The 22,403-nt window shown below is 72.0% G+C and carries 12 protein-coding genes; 10 read left to right on the forward strand and 2 right to left on the reverse strand.

The genetic code is table 11. The annotated features are described in order from the left end of the window. Positions 1-18 precede the first annotated feature (18 nt). Genes A4R44_RS04265 through A4R44_RS04295 form a run of 7 tightly spaced genes read left to right on the forward strand, consistent with a single transcriptional unit; the run spans position 19 to position 16,005 of the window. On the forward strand, positions 19-1,017 hold the full coding sequence (locus tag A4R44_RS04265; RefSeq protein WP_067576411.1) for an ABC transporter substrate-binding protein: 999 nt from the start codon (positions 19-21) through the stop codon (positions 1,015-1,017). Next, positions 1,014-1,997 carry an iron ABC transporter permease gene (locus A4R44_RS04270; protein ID WP_067576412.1) on the forward strand — a complete coding sequence of 328 codons (984 nt, stop codon included), beginning with the start codon at positions 1,014-1,016 and terminating at the stop codon, positions 1,995-1,997. The genes A4R44_RS04265 and A4R44_RS04270 overlap by 4 nt, the downstream gene beginning before the upstream one ends. Then, positions 1,994-3,016, forward strand: a complete 1,023-nt coding sequence (locus tag A4R44_RS04275; RefSeq protein WP_067576413.1) for an iron chelate uptake ABC transporter family permease subunit — start codon at positions 1,994-1,996, stop codon at positions 3,014-3,016. The genes A4R44_RS04270 and A4R44_RS04275 overlap by 4 nt, the downstream gene beginning before the upstream one ends. Next, on the forward strand, positions 3,013-3,789 hold the full coding sequence (locus A4R44_RS04280) for an ABC transporter ATP-binding protein (protein WP_067576414.1): 777 nt from the start codon (positions 3,013-3,015) through the stop codon (positions 3,787-3,789). The genes A4R44_RS04275 and A4R44_RS04280 overlap by 4 nt, the downstream gene beginning before the upstream one ends. 16 nt (positions 3,790-3,805) lie before the next feature. Next, positions 3,806-13,651: a non-ribosomal peptide synthetase gene (locus A4R44_RS04285; RefSeq protein WP_067576415.1), complete on the forward strand. Its 9,846-nt coding sequence runs from the start codon at positions 3,806-3,808 to the stop codon at positions 13,649-13,651. A 41-nt stretch (positions 13,652-13,692) separates the two neighbouring features. Then, positions 13,693-15,003 carry a DHA2 family efflux MFS transporter permease subunit gene (locus A4R44_RS04290; protein ID WP_093577113.1) on the forward strand — a complete coding sequence of 437 codons (1,311 nt, stop codon included), beginning with the start codon at positions 13,693-13,695 and terminating at the stop codon, positions 15,001-15,003. Further along, positions 15,004-16,005, forward strand: coding sequence for a 3-deoxy-7-phosphoheptulonate synthase (locus tag A4R44_RS04295; RefSeq protein WP_067576417.1), 1,002 nt, complete (start codon positions 15,004-15,006; stop codon positions 16,003-16,005). It abuts the gene before it with no gap. Positions 16,006-16,079: 74 nt separating this feature from the next. On the opposite strand, the gene A4R44_RS04300 is transcribed toward A4R44_RS04295, so the two are convergent. Both A4R44_RS04300 and A4R44_RS04305 read right to left on the reverse strand, forming a co-directional pair. Next, a complete protein-coding gene (locus tag A4R44_RS04300; protein ID WP_067576418.1) occupies positions 16,080-16,910 on the reverse strand; it encodes a LuxR C-terminal-related transcriptional regulator in 831 nt (276 codons plus the stop codon). A gap of 51 nt (positions 16,911-16,961) precedes the next feature. After that, positions 16,962-18,038, reverse strand: a complete 1,077-nt coding sequence (locus A4R44_RS04305; protein ID WP_232791490.1) for an Lrp/AsnC family transcriptional regulator — start codon at positions 18,036-18,038, stop codon at positions 16,962-16,964. Between the two features lie 113 nt (positions 18,039-18,151). Between A4R44_RS04305 and A4R44_RS04310 the strand changes: the two genes are divergently transcribed. The 3 genes from A4R44_RS04310 (at position 18,152) to A4R44_RS04320 (ending at position 22,389) form a co-directional block, all read left to right on the forward strand. Further along, the gene (locus A4R44_RS04310; RefSeq protein ID WP_067576631.1) at positions 18,152-19,354 is read left to right on the forward strand and encodes a M20 family metallopeptidase; all 1,203 of its coding nucleotides are present in this window, start codon (positions 18,152-18,154) and stop codon (positions 19,352-19,354) included. Further along, complete coding sequence (locus A4R44_RS04315) at positions 19,351-20,664, forward strand: MFS transporter (protein ID WP_067576633.1); 1,314 nt, start codon at positions 19,351-19,353, stop codon at positions 20,662-20,664. Before A4R44_RS04310 ends, A4R44_RS04315 begins: the two co-directional genes overlap by 4 nt. Before the next feature lie 96 nt (positions 20,665-20,760). Continuing rightward, entirely contained in the window at positions 20,761-22,389 is a 1,629-nt protein-coding gene (locus tag A4R44_RS04320; protein ID WP_198545149.1) for an AMP-binding protein, read from the forward strand. Positions 22,390-22,403: the final 14 nt, after the last annotated feature.

Genomic DNA, 22,403 nt, shown 5'->3' on the forward strand with positions numbered 1-22,403 from the left:
CTACCTGAGGACCCTCGCATGACCGTCACCAGAACGACCCGTCTCGCCGCCGCCGCGCTCGCGGTCGCCCTCACCGTCGTCGCCGGCTGCGGTTCCGGCGACGCGCAGAGCGGCGGGGGCGACGCCCCGACCCGCGTGTTCGCCGCCGACAACGGCGAGATCAAGATCCCGGTCAAGCCCAAGCGCGTGATCGCGACCGGCTACGCCGTCCCGGCGCTGCTTGAGGCGAAGGCTCCGCTCGTCGGGATCTCGACGTGGAAGCGCGGTCTTCCGATGATGACGACCGAGGACCGCAAGAAGTACGACGAGCTGCCGAAGGTCGCGGGCGAGCAGGCCGCCGAGACGAATTACGAGGCCATCGCGCAGGCCGATCCGGACCTGATCGTGATCGGCGTGCCGAAGCCGGTGCTCGCCGACATCGACGTCAAGCGGCTGCAGGAGATCGCGCCGGTCGTGGCGATCGGCCCGTCGGTGCCCTCGGCGTGGCGGGAGCTTTCGCGCAAGCAGTCCGACGCCGCCGGCGCGCTGGCCGGGTTCGACGCCGCGCGCCAGGAGTACGAGGCGAAGGCGAAGCAGCTCGCGGACAAGTACAAAGCCGTGCTGCCGCAGCTGAAACTCGGCCACGTCGGCGCGTACGGCGAGGTCGCGAAGGGCAACTTCCAGCGCGAGTTCGACAATTCCTGGGGCACCAACATCGCCCAGGACCTCGGCGCGAAGTACTACGGTCAGGTGAAGGTCAAGGGCGGCGGTTCGAAGGACGTCAGCGAGTACCCGTCGATCGAGGAGCTGCCGACCGCGTTCGCGCAGGCCGACGCGATCACCTACTCGGTGAAGCCGGACGGCTCGGTCCCGCCCGCGGTGAAGTACGTGCTCGATTCGCCGCTGTGGAAGAACCTTCCCGCGGTGAAGGCGGGCAAGACGTTCGCCTTCCGCTACACCGAAGCGGCCACCTACCGGGCGGCGATGAAGACGCTGGACGCGGTGGACCAGGCGTTCGCGCCGCTGCTGAAGAAGTGACCGCGCGCAGCCGGACCGCGCTGCTGGCCGCCGCCGTCGTCCTGCTGGCGGCGGTGGCCGTGGTCAGCGTGGGCATCGGCGCGCACGGCATCGCGCCGGCGGAGGTGCTCCGCGCCATTTTCGGGCACGGTGATCCGGCTGATCAGGCGGTAGTACGCGACGTCCGCGCGCCGCGCGCGCTGCTGGCGGTCGGCGTCGGCGCGGCGCTGGCGGTGGCCGGGGTGCTCGTCCAGGTGCTGTCGCGCAACCCGCTGGCCGAACCCGGCGTGCTCGGCGTGACGGCCGGGGCCGGGTTCGCCATCACGATCGGTTCCGCGCTCGGCATCGCGGTTTCCGCGTCGGGGGAGTTGCTGTTCGCGGTGCTCGGCGCGGTGCTGGCGACCCTGCTGGTGTACGCGGTCGGCCGGCGGTCGCCGTTGCGGATGGTCCTGACCGGCACCGCGCTGACGTTCGTGCTCAGCGGCGTTTCGCTCGGGCTGCGGTTGTTGCTGCCGGACACCTTCGACCGGTACCGGTTCTGGGCGGTCGGTTCGCTGGCCGGACGGGAACAGGCGCCGCTGACGGTTCCGTTGATCGTGATCGCGGTGAGCGTGGTCGCGGCGTTTCTGTTGAGCCGTCAGCTGAACGCGCTCGCGCTGGGCGACACCGTCGCGCACACTCTCGGCGCGCGCGTGGCGCGAATCCGTGCGGTGACGCTGTTGCTGATCACCCTGCTGGCCGGGGCGGCGACAGCGGTGGCCGGGCCGATTCTGTTCGTCGGATTGATCGTGCCGCATCTCGCGCGGCGCGCGGCGGGCGCGTCGGTGCCGTGGCTGACCGCGTTCGCGGTGGTGCTGGGCCCGATTCTGCTGCTGATCTCGGACATCGGCTCGCGCGTGCTGCTGCCGACCGGCGAGGTGCCGGTCGCGATCGTGACGGCGTTCGTCGGCGGCCCGGTGCTGATCTGGGCGGTCCGCAAGTACGGGACGGCCGCGCTGTGACCGCGTTCGTGTTCCGCCGCGGGCGGATTTCGCTGCGGGTCGAGCGCCGCACGGTCATTCTCGTCGCCGTGCTCGGCGTGGTTCTCGCCGGTCTCGCGTTGCTGGGGCTTTGCTACGGCGCGGCCTGGGCGAGTCCGGCGCGGGTGTTCGCCGCGCTCGGCGGGTCCGGCGGCGGCCCGGGCGTGGTGATCCGCGAATGGCGGCTGCCGCGGGTGGCGGCCGGGCTGGTGTTCGGCGCCGCGCTCGGGCTGGCCGGGGCGATTTTCCAGAATGTCACGCGGAATCCGCTCGGCAGCCCGGATGTGATCGGGCTCGACTCCGGCGCCTACACCGGCGCGCTGATCGCGATGACGGTGCTGTCCGGATCGCCGGCCCAGCTGACGTTCGCGTCGGTGGCCGGCGGGCTGCTCACCGCGGCCGCGGTCTATCTGCTTTCGATGGGCGGCAGCCGGTCCGGGTTGCGGCTGATCGTCATCGGGATCGCGATCAACGCGATGCTGACCGCGCTGAACTCGTGGATCGTGCTGCGGGCCGACCTGGAGGTCGCGATCGCCGCGGTCGGCTGGAGCGCCGGTTCGCTCAACGGCATCGGCTGGAGCGACGTCGTGGTGCCGTTCGGGGTGCTGGCCGTGCTGTTCGCGGTGCTGCTGACCCGGGCGCCCGCGCTGCACCAGTCGGCGCTCGGCACGGAACTCGCGGTGACGACCGGGGTCCGGCACGAATCCCTGCGGCTGCAGCTGGTGGTGATCGGCGTCGCCTGCACGGCGACGGTCACCGCCGTGGCCGGGCCGATCTCGTTCGTCGCGCTGGCCGCCCCGCAGATCGGCCGCAGGCTCGCCCGCGCGCCGGGCATCCCGTTGCTGCCCGCCGCGCTGACCGGCGCGCTGCTGCTCGCCGGAGCCGACCTCGTCGCGCAAATGCTGCTCGCCCCGGTCTCGCTGCCGGTCGGCGTGGTCAGCACGGCGATCGGCGGCTGCTACCTGATCTGGCTGCTCACCAAGGAGGTGCGGCGGAAGTGACTGCCCGCTTGACCGCGCGGGACCTCACCCTGCGCTACGGAGACCGCGTCGTGTCGACGCAGTTGCGGCTCGACGTGCCCGACCGTGCGTTCACCGCGGTGGTCGGCCCGAACGCGTGCGGCAAATCGACATTGCTGCGCGCGTTCGTCCGGCTGCTCCGCCCGTCCGAGGGCGGCGTGACCTTCGACGGCCGCGAGGTCGGGGCGTATCCGGCCAAGGCGCTGGCGCGGGAGCTCGGCTTCCTGCCGCAGGATCCGTCCGCGCCGGAGGACGTCCGCGTGCGGCAGCTGGTCGCTCGCGGGCGGTTCCCGCACCAGTCGCTGCTGTCGTCGTGGTCGGAGGAAGACGAGACCGCGGTGGTCAGTGCGATGACCGCGGCCGGGGTCGCCGGGCTGGCCGACCGTCCGGTGCAGGAGCTGTCCGGCGGGCAGCGGCAGCGGGTGTGGATCGCGGTCGTGCTCGCGCAGCGCACGCCGTACCTGCTGCTCGACGAGCCGACGTCGTTCCTGGACATCGCGCACCAGTACCAGGTGCTGGAGCTGCTGAAGCGGCTGCGCGACGAGGGCCGCACGGTGATCGCGGTGCTGCACGACATCAACCAGGCCTGCCGCTACGCCGACCATGTCGTCGCCATGCGCGAGGGCCGGGTCGTGGCCGAGGGCGAGCCCGGCGACGTCGTGGACGCCGCGCTGATCAAGGAAGTCTTCGACCTGCCGAGCGTCGTGGTGCCCGATCCGGTCACTGGCACGCCGATGGTCGTGCCGTCGCTCTGAACCCGGGAGTCACCAGTTGAGCACCGCACTCGCCACCCTGGAGCTGACCAGCGCCCAGCTGGGCATCTGGAACGCGCAGCGGCTGGAACCGGATTCGCCGTACTACCTGGTCGGCGACGTCATCGAGGTCTCCGGGAGCTCCGGCGGCGCACCGGTCGACCTCGCGGCGCTGGCCGAGGCGGTCCGGGCGACCGCCGAGGAGGCCGAAAGCCTGCGGCTGCGGGTGTTCGACACTCCGGACGGGCCGCGGCAAGCCGTGTCCGCCGAGCCGGTGCCGTTGCCGGAAGTCGTTGATTTGCGAGGGGAACCGGATCCGCTGGCCGCGGCGCACGCGCGGGTCGCGGCGGAGCGGCGGCGGGTGGCCGAGGCGTGCCGCGGGATGCTGGACCGGGCGTTGTTCTCGCACCTGATCCTCCGGCTTTCCGATACCGAGGTGTGGTTCACGCAGCTCGGCCATCACCTGGTGTTCGACGGCTACACCGCGGCGATGCTCGCCCGGCGCACCGCCGCCCGGTACACCGCGGCGGTGCGAGGCGAACAGGTGCCGCCCTCGACGTTCGGCCGGTTCGCGGATCTCGTGGAAGCCGATCGCTCGTACCGGATGAGCGAACGGTTCACGCAGGACCGCGCGTACTGGTGTGATCGGTTCACGCCGATGCCGGAGCTGGCCGAGGACGCGAGCGCGGCCGGGCTGCCGGAAGCGACGTTCACCGCGCGCGCCGAACTCACCGCGGACGAGGTCGCCGGGCTTGGCGAACTGGGGAAGCGCGCGGGGACGACCTGGGGTGACGCGCTGATCGCGTGCTACGCGGCGTTCCTGCACCGCGTGCTCGGGACAGCGGACGTCGTGTTCGCGGTGCCGTTGATGTGCCGGGTGGGCGCGGCGTTGCGGACTCCCGCGATGGCGGTCAACGTGCTGCCGTTGCGGGTGCGCGTGCGGCCGGGCGATCGTCCGGAGGAGCTGACCGCGCGGGTCGCGCAGGCGTTGCGGGAGATGCGCGCGCACCAGCGGTACCGGGGCGAGAATCTGCCGCAGGACTTGGCGGTGCCCGGCGCGGGGGCGTTGCTGCACGGACGCGGGATCAACCTGAAGGCGTTCGACCTGGAGCTGGCGTTCGGCGAGGCGCGCGGGACGATGCGGAACGTCGCGGGCGGGCCGCCGGAGGACATGGGGCTCAGCGTGCTGCCGACGGCTGGCGGCGGGCTGCTGCTGGGTTTCGAGGTCGACGCGCGTTCGCAGGACCAGGATGGCGTTCATGCGCAGCTCACCGCGTTGAAGGCGGTGATCTCCGCGTTCACCGGTGCGGACGCGCCGTCGGTCGGCGGGGTGGACCTGGTGCCGGACGTCGATGCCTTGCTCGCCGAATGGTCGGCTCCCGCGGTTTCTGCGACCGGAGAAGGGTTCCTGGACGGGCTCGGCGGGCAAACCGCGCTGGTCCGCGGGGACGAGCGGCTCACCGGCGACGAGGTGCGGGACCGGGTGCACCGGCTGGCGCGCGCGTTGCGGGCGCGGGGCGTGGGCGCGGACGACGTGGTGGCGCTGGCGTTGCCGCGGTCGGTCGATCTGGTCGTCGCGTTGCTGGCGGTTCTCGACGCCGGGGCCGCGTTCCTGCCGCTGGATCTGGCGCATCCGGCGGAACGGTTGCGCTCGCTGGTCGCCGAGGTGACCCCGAAGCTCGCCGTGACGGTCTCGGATCTGCTGCCGGGAGTGTCGCAGCTTCGGCTGGACGATCCGGCAGTACGGGAGGAGATCGCCGGGTATTCGGCGGTGCGGGAGCAGGGAGACCGGCACCCGGAAAGCCTCGCGTACGTCATCTTCACCTCGGGCTCCACCGGGCAGCCGAAGGGAGTGCTGGTCCGGTCCGGCGGACTGGAGACGTTGCTGCGGAACCACCGCGCGACCACGGTCGCCGAGACCGCGCAGGGGCGGCGGCTTCGCGTGGCGCACACCTACTCCTTCGCCTTCGACTCGGCGATCGAACAACTGCTGTGGATGCTGTGCGGGCACGAACTGCACGTCTACGACACGGAAACCGCGCGCGACGTCGACGCACTGCACGCCGCGTTCGTGCGGGACCGGATCGACGTCATCGACACGACCCCGTCGATGGCAGCTCCGTTGCTGGACGCGGGGTCGCTCGACCCGGCGTTGCTGGTGCTCGGCGGCGAGGCGACGGCACCGGCGTTGTGGCAGCGGGTCGCTTCGTCCGGCATCCGGGCGCGCAACATCTACGGCCCGACTGAGGCCACTGTGGACGGTGCCAGTGCGCCGATCACCGGGGACGAGCCGGTGATCGGGTTCGCGGTGCCGGGGACCCGGGCGTACGTGCTCGACGCCGCGCTGCGGCCGGTGCTGCCGGGCAGTCGCGGGGAGTTGTACCTCGCCGGACCGCATCTGGCACGTGGTTATCTCGGCCGGCCGGGCGGGACGGCCGAGCGGTTCGTCGCCGATCCGTTCGGGCCGCCGGGGGAGCGGATGTACCGCACCGGCGACATCGTGCGCTGGGTGCCGGGCCGGGGGCTGGAGTATCTGGGGCGGCGCGACGGCCAGGTCAAGATTCGCGGCCACCGCGTGGAATTGGGCGAGGTCGAGGGCGCGCTCGGTGCGGTGCCCGGCGTGCGGGCTGCCGCGGCGGCGGTGCGCGGGCCCCGGCTGATCGGGTACGTCGTCGGCACCGGGCTGGCGGCGGACGACGTTCGGGCGGCGCTCGCGGAGCGGTTGCCGGAGGCGATGGTCCCGGCCGCGGTCGTGGTGCTGGACGAACTTCCGGTGACCAGCAACGGAAAACTCGATCGTGCCGCGCTGCCCGCGCCCGCGGCGGCTGAGGGCGGACGGGAGCCGCGGACCGAGCGGGAGCGGTTGCTGTGCGCCGCGATCGCCGAGGTGATCGGCGTGGAGCGGGTCGCGGTCGACGACGATTTCTTCGCTCTCGGCGGCGACAGCATCACCGCGATCGGGGTGAGCAGCCGGTTGCGGGCGCACGGGCTGGACCTGCGGCCGCGGGATTTGCTGGCGCGGCGCAGTTTCGCGGCGTTGGCGGCGGCGAGCCGGGATCTGTCCGAACCGGACAGCGAACCGGACGAGCCGATCGGCGAGGTTCCGGCGCCGCCGATCGTGCGGACGTTGTTCGACCTGAATCCGGACCTGGACGCGATTGCCGGCTATGCGCAGTGGACAGCGCTCCGGGTGGACGGCCCGGTGCCGGGGCTGCGCGAAGGCGTGCAGGCGGTTCTCGATCACCACGACGTGTTGCGGCTTCGGGTCGAATCCGATGGCTCGCTGGTGATCCGGCCGCGGGGAGCGGTCGCGGCGTCGGTCAGCGAGGCGACCGGGGATCCGGCCGAGGTGGCGGAACGGCTCGCGTCCGAATTGGACCCACGCGCCGGGGAGATGCTGCGCGTCGCGCTGGTGGGCGACCAGCTGGTGATTGTCGTGCACCACTTGGCGATCGACGGGGTTTCCTGGCGCATCTTGCTGCCTGATCTGCAGACGGCCTGCGAGGGCGGGGTGCTCGAACCCGTGCGCAATTCGTGGCGACGCCATGCCTTGGCGCTCGCCGAACAGGGGGCGAGCGGTGCGCGGCGCGGAGAGCTGGCGCACTGGCGGTCGGCGCGGAAAAGCAAGCTCGACCCGAAGCTGGATACCGTTGCCACCGCACACCGTTCGGTCACGCTCGCGGCTGAAGAAGAGAGCGCGGCGATCCTCACGACACTGCCCGCTGCCTATCGCGCAGGTGTCGATGAGGTGCTGCTCGCCGCGCTCGTGCTGACGCTGCGCGGCGACGAAGACGCTCTCACCGTCACGATGGAGGGCCACGGCCGCGAAGGGCTGGATCTCGCCCGGACCGTCGGCTGGTTCACCGCCGAATACCCCGTCCACATTGAACTGTCCGGTGTGGACACCCTCGACCGGTTGCTGCGCGCGGTCAAGGAAGCACGGCGCGCGGTGCCGGAGGGCGGGATCGGGTTCGGCGTCCTCCGGTACCTGGACCCGGGTGCCGAGTTCGCGCCGGAAATGCCGGACGTCCTGCTCAACTACCTCGGCCGGTTCACTCCGCTGTCGGGCGGCTGGCAGCTGCCGGACGAGGATCCGTTCGCCGTGATCGAGCCGCCCGCGAAGGCGTTGGAGCAGGTTCTGGCGCTGAACTGCTTCGTCCGCGAGGACGGCGTGCCGCGGATCGCGGTCGAATGGACCGCCGCGAGCCGGGTTCTGCCGCCGGAAGAGGTCGAACGCCTCCAGCAAGCGTGGGCCGCCGCGCTGGCCGCGTTGGCCGCGCATGCCCGGGAGAACACCGGCGGGCTCACTCCGTCGGACCTTCCGCTGGTCACGCTCACCCAGGACGACATCGACGCCCTCGAACAGCAGGGCCCGGTCGCCGACGTCCTGCCCGCGACGCCGTTGCAGGCCGGGCTGTCGTTCCACACGCTGACGCGGGGCGGACCGGACGTCTACACCGTGCAGGCGGTCACCCGGCTCGAAGGACAGCTCGATCCGGACCGGATGCGAGCCGCCGCCGAGGAACTGCTGCGGCGGCATCCGGCGCTGCGCGTCCACCTGCACACGACAGCGGCGGGTGAGGTCGTGCAGGTCGTGCCTGCCGACGTGCGCCTGGACTGGCGGCACGTCGAGCACCCGGCGAGCGCCGACGGCGAATGCGCGGCCGAACTGGCCCGGCCGTTCGACCCGGCGATACCGCCGTTGATCCGGTTCCTGCTGCTCACCCTCGACCCGGCCGAACACCGGCTGGTGCTGACGATCCATCACGCGCTGCTCGACGGCTGGTCGATGCCGCTCGTCGGCCGCGCCCTGCTGGCCACTTACGCCGAGCTGGACGGCGGAGCGGCCGCTCCGGTGGCACCGCCGCTGGCCGAGTACCACCGGGTGCTGGCCGCCCGGGATCACGACGCGGCAGCCGAGGCCTGGCAGACCGCGTTGGCCGGGCTGGAAGAAGGAACCCGGCTCGCCCCGTCGACCACGGAGTCCGCTTCGGACCGTCCACAGCGGATCTGGGTGGGACTCGGCACGGAGTTCAGCGAGCAGTTGCGCGGCTTCGCCCGAGAACGCGGAGTGACGTCGACAGCGGTGTTCCAGACCGCGTGGGGCGTTCTGCTGGCACGGCTCACCGGACGCCAGGACGTCGTGTTCGGCTGCCCGGTGTCGGGCCGCCCGTCCGATGTTCCCGGCGTGGAGGCGATGATCGGCCAGCTCGGCACGACGATCCCGGTGCGCGTGGCGTTCGCGCCGTCCGATCCGGCCGAGCAGGTGCTGGCACGAGTGCAGGACGAGAACGCGCGGCTCACCGACCACCATCACCTCGGCCTGCCCGGCATCCAGCGCGCGGCGGGCGTCGGCGATCTGTTCGACACGATGCTGGTGATGGAGAACTTCCCGCTCTCCAGCCGGGAACGCGAACCGCTCGCGCCCGGGCTCGACCTCGCCGGCGTCGACATCACCGACGCGACGCACTACCCGCTGACCGTGATCGTGCTGCCCGGCGACGAGATCTCGATCGGCTTCGGCTACCAGCCGCAGGCCTTCGACGAGCCGACCGTGCGGGCTTACGCCCGGTGGCTGACGACGCTGCTGCGCGAACTCGTGGCCGGCCCGCGGCAACCGGTCGCCCGGCTGCGTTCTCTCCCCGAGGACGAGGAAGAAGCCCTGCTGCGTCAGGGAACCGGGCCCGAGCCGAAGCGGGAAGCCGGTACCTGCCTGGAGGAATTCGCCCGCTGGGTGCGGGAAACTCCGGACGCCGAAGCCGTCGTGTGCCGGAATCGCCGCCTGACCTACGCGGAACTGGACCGGAAGGCGAACCAGCTCGCGCACGCGTTGCGCGCGGCCGGGGTGCGGGAGCAGGACCCGGTCGCGGTGCTGCTGGAACGCGACATCGACCTGGTCGTCGCGCTGTTCGGCGTGCTCAAGGCCGGTGCGGTGCACGTGCCGATGGACCCGGCCTACCCAGCGGAACGCCTGGCGCATCTGGTGAAAGACAGCGCGCCCGCCGCGGTGGTGTCCACTTCGGATCCCGGCTTCGGCATCCCGGCCATCGACCCGGCGGTCCTGAGCGGACCGGCTGCCTGGGACGACGTCGTTCCGTCGCCGGACTCGCTGGCGTACGTGATCTACACCTCCGGCACCACCGGAAAGCCCAAGGGCGTCGCGATCACCCATCGCGGCATTCCGAGCCTGGTCGCGTTGCAGGAGGACATCGTCGGCATCCGCCGCGGCGAGCGGTACCTGCACTTCGCGTCCACGAGTTTCGACGTCTCCTACTGGCAGTTCTTCCTGCCGCTGCTGTCCGGCGGCACCTCGGTGATCGCGCCGGAGGAGGTCCGCGGCTCCGGCGACGACCTGCTCGCCTACGCCGCCGCGCACCACGTCACCGGGCTGAACCTGCTGCCGTCGTTCCTGTCCGCGATGCCGGACGACGCGACGGTGGACCCGGAGGTGTTCTTCGTGGTCGGCGCCGAACGGCTCGACCCGGAGCTGGCGCACCGCTGGGGCGGGCGGCGGGCGCTGTTCAACGCCTACGGCCCGACCGAGGTCACGATCAACTCCGTCACCTGGGTGTACTCCGCCGACGACCCCGGGCCGCTGCCGATCGGACGGCCGGACCCGCGGGTGCGGGCGTACGTGCTGGACGCGGGCCTGCGGCCGGTCGGGACCGGTGTCGCCGGCGAGCTGTACCTCGCCGGGCCGAAGCTCGCGCGCGGCTACGTGAACCGGCCGGGGCAGACCGCGGAGCGGTTCGTGGCCGATCCGTTCGGCGCGCCCGGCGACCGGATGTACCGCACCGGAGACCTCGTGCGCTGGCGGCCGGACGGGCAGCTGGTGTTCCTCGGCCGCGCCGACCACCAGGTGAAGCTGCGCGGGTTCCGGATCGAGCCGGGCGAGATCGAGTCGGCGCTGGCACGGCATCCGGACGTGCGGGCCGCGGTCGTGCTCGTGCGCGAGGACCGGCCGGGGGACCGGCGGCTGGTCGGTTACGTCGTGCCGGTCGACGGCGCGGACCCGGATCCGGCCGCGCTGCGCGAGTATCTGGCCGCCGAACTGCCTGCGCACATGGTGCCGTCGGCGGTGCTCTCGCTGGAACGGCTGCCGCTCGGGCCCAGCGGCAAGCTCGACCGGGCGGCGCTGCCCGCGCCCGGTCCGCGCACCGTCGCCGCGGCTCGGCAACCGGCGACGGAGGCGGAAACCGTGTTGCTGCAAGTGGTTCGGGAGCTGCTCGGCCCGGACGTCACGATCGACGACGGGTTCCTGGACGCCGGCGGCGACAGCATCGCTTCGCTCCGGCTGGTCGCGCGTGCTCGTCGCGAGGGCCTGCACCTGACCGCGCGGGATGTTTTCGAGGGCGGCACGATCGCGGGGATCGCGGCGCGGTGCAGCGACCGGACCGTAGTGGTCTCGCCGGACCTGACGCCTGCGGTCGGGGACGCGCCGCTGACGCCCGTCATGCGTGAACTGCTGGAACGCGCTGGTTCGGACGCCGACAGCTTCTGTCAGTGGGTCGAGGTGTGCGTGCCGTCCGGCGGTGACGTGCCGAAGTGGCGGGCGGTGTTCGACGTGCTCCTCGAACGGCACGATGTGCTGCGGTCTCGCCTGGCCGGTGACGTGCTGCGCGTCCCGGAACCGGGCACCGTGACCGGGGCGGACGTGCTGATGGTCGTCCCGGCGGGCGAGGACGCGGATCTGCGGGCGCTGCTGGACGACCAGATCGCGGCTGTCCGGGCCGCGATGGACCCGCGGACCGGCCCGATGCTGCGGGCGGTGTGGGTGGACGCCGGGCCCGCGCGACCGGGGCGGCTCGCGCTGGTCGCGCACCATCTCGTGGTGGACGCGGTGTCGTGGCGGATCCTCCTCGACGACCTTGAGCAGGCTTGTCTCGGCCACCAGCTGCCGGAGCGCGGGCCGTCGTTCCTCGGCTGGGCGCGCGCGTTGGCCGCGGCCAAGCCTGCGCGGCAAGTGGAAGGCCCGCACTGGCAACGGATGGCGGCAACGGCGCGTCCGGTCAGCGGGACCGCGCGGCACCACGAGATCGAGGTCTCGGAAGCAACCACGCAGGCGGTGCTGACGACGTTGCCGGGCGCGTACCGGACCGGCCCGGACGCCGTGCTGCTCACCGCGTTCGCGCGGGCTTACCGTGCCTGGTGCGGCTCGGAGCTGCTGGTCGCGTTGGAGAGCCACGGCCGGCCGGACCACACGCCGGACTTCGCCGGAACCGTCGATCTGTCCCGCACGGTCGGCTGGTTCACCGCGATGTACCCGGCACGGATCGCGCCGCCTTCTGACGAGACGGCTGTCGCCGCGGTCCGCGACCAGCTCCGTGCCGCGGGCGACGGGCTCGGGTTCGGCATCCTCGGCGGAACCTCGACCGGTGCGGACGTCAGCTGGAACTACCTCGGCCGGTTCGAGGCGGCGCCGCGGGCGGAGACGCCGTGGCAGCGCCCGCCGGACGCCGATCCGCTCGGCTCCGCCGGAGGACCGCTCGGGCACGCGCTGACGGTGAACGCGATGGTGCGCGACGACCGGCTGGCGGCGCGGTTCACCTGGCCGTCCTCGGAGTTCAGCGCGGACGAGATCGCGGCGCTGGGAGCGGCGTTCCAGGAAGAACTCGCCGCGCTGGCCGCCGAGGTGCCGGCCGGAGAGCTGCTGCCGTTGACTCCGCTGCAGGAGCTGATCCTGCGCGAATCGCGGGCCGCCGACGAGGATCCCTACCCGGTGCAGGCAGCGTTTTCGCTGGCCGGAGCACTGGATCTGGCGGCGCTGGCGGCTGCGGCGAACGCGCTGGTGCGGCGGCATCCGAACCTGGGCGCGGTCTTCCCCGCCGGGCACGAGGTGCAGGTGCTGCCGACGGAGCCGCAGATCGGCTTCCGGGTGCGCGAGGTGTCCGGGAACGTCGAGCAGGTGCTCGCGGAAGACCTCGCCGAGCGGTTCGATCTCGGTGCGGGGCCGTTGCTGCGGGTCACCGTGCTCCGGCACGGCCCGGATCGGCACGAACTCGTCCTCACCAGCCATCATGTGCTGTCGGACGGCTGGTCGGCGCCGCGAATCCTGGCCGAGTTGTTCGCCGGGTACTCGGGGGAGCCGCTGCCCGAAGCGGTGCCGGTGTCGCGGTACACGCGGTGGCTCGCGGCGCGTGACCACGCGGTCAGCGGGCATGCGTGGCGGAGGGAACTGGCTGGTCTGCCGTCTCGGAAACTCCTGGCCGGGCAGCCCGCGGCGGTCGAGCCGGAACTGTTCGCTGTGGACGCTCCGCTCGTCGCTTCGCTGACGCGGGCCGGTGCCGAACACGGGGTCACGGCGGGAACGTTGCTGCAGGGTGCGTGGGCCGCGGTGCTCGCGGCTCGGGCCGGGGTCGCCGATGTCGCTTTCGGCGCGATGGTTTCCGGCCGGACGTCCGAAGTGGACGGTGTCGAGGAGATCCTCGGGCTGCTCGCCACCACGGTTCCGGTGCGGGTGCGGTTCGCCGGAACCGTGGCGGAGACCCTGAGGCAAACCCAATCCCGGCACCAGGAACTGCTCGCGCACCAGCACGCCGGCCTGGCGGAACTGGCTGCCCTGACCGGGCGGGACCGGTTGTTCGACAGCCTCGTCGTGTTCGAGAACTACCCGGTGGACCCGGCGAAACTGCGGGAACCGGCTCCCGGGCTGGCGATCACCGGGACCCGGTTCCGCGAGCGCACGCACTATCCGATGACGGTCACCGTGGTGCCCGAACTCGCGGGCGGCTGGTCCGGCATTTTCGGTTATCAGGCGGGGATTCTCTCGGCTGCGGAGGCCCGGTCGCTGGTCGCGGACCTGCTGCGGTTCCTGGCCGAGCTTCCCTCGCGGCTGGACGAGGACGCGGGCGAGTGGTTGCGGTGAACCTGTGGCGGACCGCGTTCGTGCTCGTGCTGGGCACGTTCATGGCGACGCTGGACAGCACGATCGTCTCGGTCGGCGTGGAGACGCTGGCGGAGCGGTTCGACGCGTCCGTCACGGAGGTCCAGTGGGTCACCACGGCGTATCTGCTCGCGGTGGTGACCGCCGTGCCCGCGTCCGGCTGGCTGGCCGCGCGGTTCGGCGGGCGGCGGACGTGGCTGACGGCTGTGGTCGTGTTCGTGGCGGCGTCGCTGTTGTGCGGGCTGGCGAACTCGCTGCCGACGCTGGTCGCGTTCCGGGTGCTGCAAGGGCTGGCGGGCGGTTTGCTGCCGCCGACCGGGCAGGCGTTGCTGGCGCGCGCGGCGGGGCCGGAGCGGATCGGGCGGCTGATCAGCGTCGTCGGCGTGGTGCCGTTGCTGTCGCCGGTGCTGGGTCCGCTGGCCAGCGGGGCGATCCTCGCCGTCGCGGACTGGCCGTGGCTGTTTTACGTCAACCTTCCGGTCGGCGTCGTCGCGGTCCTGCTGGGGCTGCGGTATGTCGCGGCGGACCAGCCGGCAGCTCCGCGCGAGCCGTTCGATTTCCGTGGCGCGGCTTTGCTCTCGCCCGGGCTGGCCGCGGTGGTGTTCGGGCTCACCGGGTTCTCCGACGGGTATCCGAAATGGCTTTCCGGCACTGCGGTCGTGGCGGGTTTGCTGATGCTGGCCGCATTCGTCCGGCACGGATTGCGGGTGCGGGCGCCGTTGCTGGATCCGCGATTGTTCACCCGGCCGCCGTTCGGGGCCGCCGCGTTGGCGCTGGTCGTGCTGGGCGCTTCGGTGTTCGGCACGATGTTCTTGCTGCCGCTGTATCTGCGGCGCGGTGCCGGACTGGGCGCGTGGGACACCGGATTGCTGCTGGTGCCGCAGGGGATCGGGGCGGCCGCCGGGTCGGTGCTGGTGCATCGCCTGGTGGATCGGGCAGCGCCGCGGACGCTGGTGGTGTCCGGAATCGGCCTGGTGGCGCTCGGAACCGCGGCGTTCACTCAGCTGGGTCCGGAACTTCCGGATGTCGTGCTGGTCATTTCGCTGGTGCTGCGGGGGTTCGGGGCGGCGATGATCAGTGCGCCGGTGCTGGCGCTGGTGTATCGCAGCCTGGAGAAAACCCAGCTGCCGAAAGCGGCCGGTGCGTTGAATTTGCTGAACACTCTCGGCGGTTCGGTCGGGACCGCCGTGCTCGCGCTGGTGTTGCAGAACCGGCTGGCCGCACGGGGCGCGGACGTCGCGGCGGCCTTCGCGGACACGTTCTGGTGGGTGCTCGGACTGGTCGTGGTGGCGGCTGCCGGGGCGGCGAAGCTGCCTAAGGAAAGGAGCCGGTAGATGCAGGACACGTTGCCCAGCCCGGTGGAGGTGACGGCGGGAGCCGCGCCGGACATCGCCCGGCACCGCGAAACGGTCTCGGCGGTGCTGGCCCGGCGCGATCCGCGGTTGCTGGTGATCGTGGGTCCGTGCTCGGTGCACGATCCCTCGGCCGCGCTGGAGTACGCGGAGCTGCTGGCCGGTGCGGCGGCTCGGTACGCCGACGACCTCGTGGTGGTTTTGCGGGCATACCTGGAGAAACCGCGGTCGGTGACCGGGTGGACCGGCTTCCTGCCGGACCCGACGCTGGACGGCAAAGGCGATCTCGCCACCGGAGTACGGCTGGGCAGGCAGTTCTTGCTCGACGCGGCCGCGACCGGGCTGCCGCTGGCGTACGAGTTCGTGGATCCGGTGCTGGCGCCGTATGTCGCGGACACGGTGAGCTGGGGCGCGATCGGGGCGCGGACGGTGGCCAGCCAGCCGCACCGGCAGCTGGCGTCGTGGCTGCCGATGCCGATCGGGATGAAGAACTGCGTGTCCGGACGGCTGGGGCCGGCGGTGGACGCGATCCGCGCGGCCGGGGCGGCGCACGCGTTTCCGGGGCTCGGCGTGGACGGGCGGATGAAAACCTTGCGCAGCAGCGGGAATCCGGATGCGCACCTGGTCCTGCGCGGAGGTCCGGTGCCGAACTACGACGCGGCGTCGGTCGCGGAGGCGACGAAGGTGCTCGGGGAGGCGGGCCTGCCGCGAAGAGCGGTGGTCGACGCCTCGCACGGCAACAGCGGAAAGGACCACAACCGGCAGCCCGGGGTGGTCGCCGACGTGGCGGAGCAGGTGCGCGACGGGGCAGCGGTGGCCGGGGTGATGATCGAGTCGTATCTGCGGGACGGGGCACAGGATCCGGACCGGGTGCCCGCTGATCGGGCGGTGAGCCGGACGGATCCTTGCCTCGGGTGGGAGCGGACGGTTCCGCTGCTGGAAACGCTGGCGGTGGCCAGCCGGGCGCGGACGGCGGGTGTTTGACCGTGCTGCGGCCAGGCGGTCGGTGAAGGACTCCTCGCGGGAATCAGCTTCCCTCAGGGCATCCTTCATTGGCCTCAAGGCAGCAGATTGGCCCGGCGGGCGGCGTTGACGGCCTGGAGGCGGGTCTTCGCGTCCAGCTTCCGCATCGCGTTGCGCAGGTAGCTTTTCACCGTCTCCGGGCCCAGGCCGAGCGCCTCCGCGATGCCCGCGTTGGTCTGCCCGGCCGCGGCTCCTTCGAGGACGTCCAGTTCCCGCGCCGACAAAGACGGCCCGCGCGCCGGGTCGCCGGTCAGGGACTGGCACACCGCGTCGATGCGGGCGCGCAGTTCCGGGTCGTCGACAGCGGCGGCGATCCGGCGAAGCTCCGCGTGGCTCTCCCGGAGCGCTTCCAGCTCGGCCGGTTTCCCGGGCGGCGCGCGTTCCGGCTCCGGGGCCAGCAGGTCCAGCCGCCGGTGCGCTTCGGCGCGCACCGCCAGCTCTTGTTCCAGGTCACGAGCCACTTCGACCATCGCGGTGACCGACCGGTCGCCGAAGCGGACGTGTTCGCGGACCGCGCCGTACAGCACCGCCCGGACGGTCCGCTGCACGATCACCGGCACCGCCATCACCGAGCGCACGCCCTCGGCCTTGACCGCCCGGTCGAAGTGGTGGCTGATCGCGTCGCTGGTGTAGTAGTCCGGCAGCACCACCGGTTTCCGCACGCCGATCGCGCGGCCGCCGAGGCCCTTGCCCTCCGCGACGACGAGGCCGAGCAGCGACGTGGTGGCGGTGCCGAGCAGTTCGGTCATCCGCAGCCGCTTGCCGTCCACGACCTCGCCGCCGAACGACAGCGGCACGCCCGCCGCGCCGCGGAGCCGGGCCAGGGCGCGGCGCACTTCGGCGGTGGTCTCGGCGGCACTCGTCACGGCAGGCACCCCACTTCGGCGGCACGGGAGGCTCCGGCAGGAGGTGCGATTCTACCCAGCCGCGCCTCCGCTGTCGCCGCGTACGGGTCGAAACACCTGGTCAGGCAGCGGACCGGGCAGCGGGATCACCTCGCCGGCGCAGCGGCCGTCCGGGTGCATCAGCCAGCCGACGCGCTTGCGGGTGCGGAGGATGACCGAGCCGGTGAGGATCCCGCCGCCGGGCAGCAGCTGTTCGAGGCTGTCCTGCATGGCCAGCAGCTCGGCCATGTCGGCGGTCCAGGCGTTGACGACGAGGTTCGCCGCGCCGGTGACCGACATGCACAGGCGCACGCGCGGGTTCTCCCGCAGCCGTGCCACGGCCGCGGGAAGATCGCGGCCGGGCAGGCGGCACCACCAGATCACGTGCATCGGCCACCGGGTGTGCAGCTGCGCGACCTCGCAGCGGATCCGCAGCGTCCGGGACCGCACCAGCGCCGAGAGCTGCCTGCGCACCGACGAGGTGGGCCGGTCCAGCTGTTTGGCCAGCTCGGCGGCGGTGGCGCGGCCGTCGAACGCGAGCGCGGACACCAGGGGCGCGAAGACCGGTGAACGCAGGTAGATCGGTTCGTTCGGCCGGTCGTGTTCCTCGTGCCCGGCTTGCAGAATGGCCGCGCGCTGTCCCGCGTCGAGCGAATCCAGCTGCCATTGGCTGCCTTCGATGTGCATCCGGCCGCCGATGTGCGAACGCAGCGAGGCGACTCCGGGCAACCGCGGCAGCTCGTCGAGCAGCAGCGCCGACAGCGCCTCCATCGACGCCGCGGACACCGTCAGCAGCAAATCCCGGCCTTGTGCGGCGTACTCGATGTTGTGCACGCGGGGCAGTTGCTCCAGCCGGCGCACCACATCGTCGACAGTGCCGGGCAGGCAGTCCATCTCGACCAGGGCGACCATCGCACCTCCGGCCAGCACGCCGTGCACCGGATACGCCGTGATCCAGGCGAGCCCCGCCTCGCGCAGCCGGGTCCAGCGCTGGGCCAGCGCGGTCGGCGAAGCACCCAGCACCCCGGCCAGCGAGGACCAGGGCGCGCGGGGCCGCAGTTGCAGCGCGTGGATGAGCGCGAGGTCCTCCTCGGAGAAGTCCAGTTGCACGTTTCTTCTCATAACTTCCGGTGGCGGTGATCGGATCGAGCGATTTCCGGGCCACTTTGGCGTGGCCGTGAACACTCTAGATCCGAGGTGACGAGCGGAGAAAGGTGCACGGCGTGGATCTGCTGGACGACGCGAGAGCGTTGCTGCCGGACTTGGCGCGGTTGCGGGAGGAGCTGCACCGCGAACCGGAGGTCGGGTTGAACCTGCCTCGGACGCAGGAACGGGTGCTCGAAGAGCTGTCCGGATTGCCGTTGGAGATCAGTACCGGCGTGCGGACGACCTCGGTGACCGCGGTCTTGCGCGGCACGGCGAGGAAGCGCCCGGCCGAGCCGTCGACCGTACTGCTGCGCGGGGACATGGACGCGTTGCCGGTGCGGGAGCGCTCTGGCGAGGACTTCGCGTCGGCCAACGGCTCGATGCACGCGTGCGGGCACGACCTGCACACGGCCGGGCTGGTCGGCGCGGCCCGGCTGCTGAGCGCGCATCGCGACCGGCTGTCCGGGGACGTCGTGTTCATGTTCCAGCCGGGCGAGGAAGGTCACGACGGCGCGCGGGTGATGATCGAGGAGGGCGTGCTCACCGCGGCCGGGCGCCGTCCGGACCACGCCTACGCGCTGCACGTCGTGCCGCATCGGCTGCCGTCCGGACTGGTTTCGGCCCGAGCGGGGACCACGTTGTTCGCGTCGTACACGCTGGAGGTGGTCGTCCGCGGCACCGGCGGGCACGGCGCGACCCCGCACGAGGCGAAGGACCCGGTGGTCGCCGCCGCCGAAATGGTGAGCGTGCTGCAAACCGCGGTGACCCGGTCGTTCGACGTGTCGTCGCCGGTCATCGTCACGGTCGGGGTCCTGCGCGCGGGCACGGCCGCCAACATCATCCCGGACCACGCGTCGTTCGACGCCACGGTCCGCGCTGTCGATCCGGATGCGGAGCCACGGCTGCGCGAGGTGTTCACGCGCTACCTGACCGGCATCGCGGCGGCGCACGGCGTCGTGGCGGACGTCCGGCTCGTCCCCGGCTATCCGGCGACGGTCAACGACGCCGGGGAAGCGGAGCATGTCGGCGCTGTCGCGCAAGAGCTGTTCGGCGCCGAGTGCTTCGACGCGCCAAGCCATCCGACCCAGGGATCGGAAGATTTCTCCCGCGTACTGCAGGAAGTGCCTGGCGCGCTGATGTTCCTCGGCGCCCACGCGCCGGGCGCGGACCCGGCGGCCGCGGCGGCGAACCACTCGCCGCTCGCCCGATTCGACAGTGCGGTGCTCGGCCGGTCGGCGGCGTTGCTGGCCGGTCTCGCCGCGGAAAGGCTGTGCGCATGAACGCCGCCCCTTCGCGCGTGCGGGTCCTCGTCGGACTCGGTCTCGGCAACGCCATCGAGTGGTACGACTGGGGCGTCTACGCCGCCTATTCGGTGTTCTTCGCGGGCCAGTTCTTCACCGGCGGCAGCGCCGGTTCCGAACTGCTGAAAGCACTCGCGGTGTTCGCGATCGGCTTCGTCGCCCGTCCCGTCGGCGGGATGTTCTTCGGCTGGATGGCCGACCGCGTCGGCCGGAAACCCGTGATGACGCTCAGCATCGCGATGTCGGCCGGAGCGAGTTTCGTGATGGCGCTGACCCCGACCGCGCACCAGGTCGGGCTGCTCGCTCCGGCGCTGCTGGTGATCGCCCGGCTCGCGCAGGGCCTCGCGCACGGCGGCGAACTGCCGTCGGTGCAGACCTACCTGGCCGAGATCGCCCCGCCCGGACGCCGCGGCGCCTGGTCCAGCCTGATCTACGTTTCCGGCGGGATCGGGACGCTGTTCTCGATGGGGCTCGGCGCGGTGCTGTCGGCGGTGCTCGGGGCGCAGCAGATGGCCGACTTCGGCTGGCGGATCCCGTTCCTGCTCGGCGGGTTCTTCGGGCTGTACGCGTTCGTGCTGCGCCGGAAATTCACCGAGACGGAGATCTTCTCCGACGCCGCGAAGAGCGCGCCGAAACGCGCGCCGAAACAACCGGTCCGGCGGCTGCTGCGGGCCAACATCCGGCCGATGCTGCAGGTGGTCGGCATCAACGTGGGCGGAACCATCGTCTACTACGTGTGGGCGATCAACGCGCCGACATTCGCCATCTCGCAGCGGCACACCGGCCAGACCGGCGCGATGATCGCCGGCGCGATCGCCACCGCGCTCTACATCGTCGCGATGCCGTTGTGGGGCATGCTGTCCGACCGGATCGGACGCCGGAAACTGCTGCTGATCGTGTGGCCGGTTTTCCTGGTGCTCTTCTATCCGCTGACCCTGCTGATCCAGGGGGAGGCCTGGCAGCTGCTGATCGCGATGTCGATCGGCGTCGTGCTCAACGGGGTGCTCAACGCGACCGGCCCGGCGATCACCGCCGAGCTGTTCCCGACCGGCATCCGGGCGCTCGGCCTGGCGGTCCCGTATGCGCTGACGGTCGGCCTGTTCGGCGGCACCGCGCCGTATCTGCAGACCTATCTGTCGCAGATCGGGAAGTCGGCGGTGTTCAACATCTACGCCATCGCGTGCGGTCTGGTCACCCTCGTCACCTTCTGGCTGCTGCCGGAGACGAAGGGCATCGAACTCCAGGACGCGGGCCGGGACGCGGACGTCCCGGCGCGGACCACGGCGTGACGGGAGGGCCGGCCACCCCTGTTCGGGGGTGGCCGGCCGGCCTGCCTGCGGTGACGATGTGCCGACACCGGCCGACGATGACCGTGGAGCAGCCCCGTGAGCCCTGAACGCACCATGTTCGACCTGTTGCAGACCTATGCCGCGCCGGACGCGGACGCGACCCAGTTGCTGTGCGGACGGCATCCGGCCGACGCCGTCGCGTTCACCCTCGTCGAGGCCGACCTCAGCAGCCGCGACCTCACCTACGGCCAGCTCGAGGCGGCTTCCGCCCGGTTCGCCGCCGCGCTGGCCGCGCACGGCGTGCGGCCCGGCGACCGGGTCGCGACGCTGATGGGCAAGTCCGCCGAACTGGTCACCGCGCTGCTCGCGATCTGGCGGCTCGGCGCGGTCCACGTGCCGCTGTTCACCGCGTTCGCGCCGCCCGCGATCGCACAGCGGATCGTCGGCAACGGAACCCGGGTGGTCGTTGCCGACGCAGGTCAGCGTGCGAAGCTCGACCCCAGCGATGACCTGCCCGCCGACCCGTCGCGGATCATCGTGACCACCGGCGAAGCGTCCGGCGGCGACCTGTCGTTCGAGGCGCTGCTGGACGAACCGCACCCGCTGCCCGGCCCGGTCGCGGTCGGCGGCGACGGCACGCTGGTCGAGATCTTCACCTCCGGCACGACCGGCACCCCGAAGGCCGTGCCGGTGCCGCTGCGCGGACTCGCCGGGATCCACGCCTACCAGGAGTTCGGTCTCGACCAGACCGACGAGGACGTCTTCTGGAACGCCGCCGACCCGGGCTGGGCGTACGGGCTGTACTTCGCGTTGCTCGGCCCGCTCGCGACCGGACGGCGCAGCATCCTGCTGCACGCCGGGTTCAGTCCCGAACTGACCTGGCAGGTGCTCGAACGCTTCGGCGTCACCAACTTCACCGCCGGCCCCACGGTGTACCGCGCGCTGCGCAGCTCGGGCCTGCCGGTGCCGGCCGGTCTGCGGCTGCGGCACTGCTCGTCGGCGGGGGAGCCGCTGACGCCGGACGTCGTGACCTGGGCCGAGGAGGTCCTCGGCTGCCCGGTGCGCGACCACTACGGCCAGACCGAAACCGGCATGGTCGTCGGCAACGCCTGGCATCCGCACCTGATCGCGCCGGTCAAGACCGGTTCGATGGGACGGCCGCTGCCCGGGTTCGCCGTCGAGGTCCTGAAGGCGGGCAGCGACGAGATCGCCGACGCCGGCGAGACCGGCCGCGTCGCGATCGACGTGTCCGCCAGCCCGCTGATGCCGTTCTCCGGCTACCGCGACGCCCCCGAGCGGACCGCGGAACGCTTCAGCGCCGACTGCCGCTGGTACTACACCGGCGACATCGCCGCCCGGGACCGCGACGGCTACCTGACCTTCGGCTCCCGCGACGACGACGTGATCCTGATGGCGGGCTACCGGATCGGCCCGTTCGAGGTGGAAAGCGCGCTGACGCACCACGAGGCCGTCGCGGAAGCCGCGGTGATCGGCGCGCCGGACGAACTGCGCGGGGAACTGGTGGTGGCCTACGTCGTGCTGAACCCGGGAGTGTCCGGTTCGGACGAACTGGTCGCGGAACTGCAGCAGACGGTGAAATCCCGGCTGGCGGCGCACGTGTACCCGCGGCGCATCCACTTCGTGCCGGAACTGCCGAAGACGCCGAGCGGGAAAATCCAGCGATTCGCGCTGCGGGGCCGGGAGCTGAGCACCGCTTCGAGCTGAGTTCTCCGGCGGCC

This window comes from Amycolatopsis sp. M39, from assembly GCF_001651785.1.
Classification (GTDB): domain Bacteria; phylum Actinomycetota; class Actinomycetes; order Mycobacteriales; family Pseudonocardiaceae; genus Amycolatopsis; species Amycolatopsis rubida.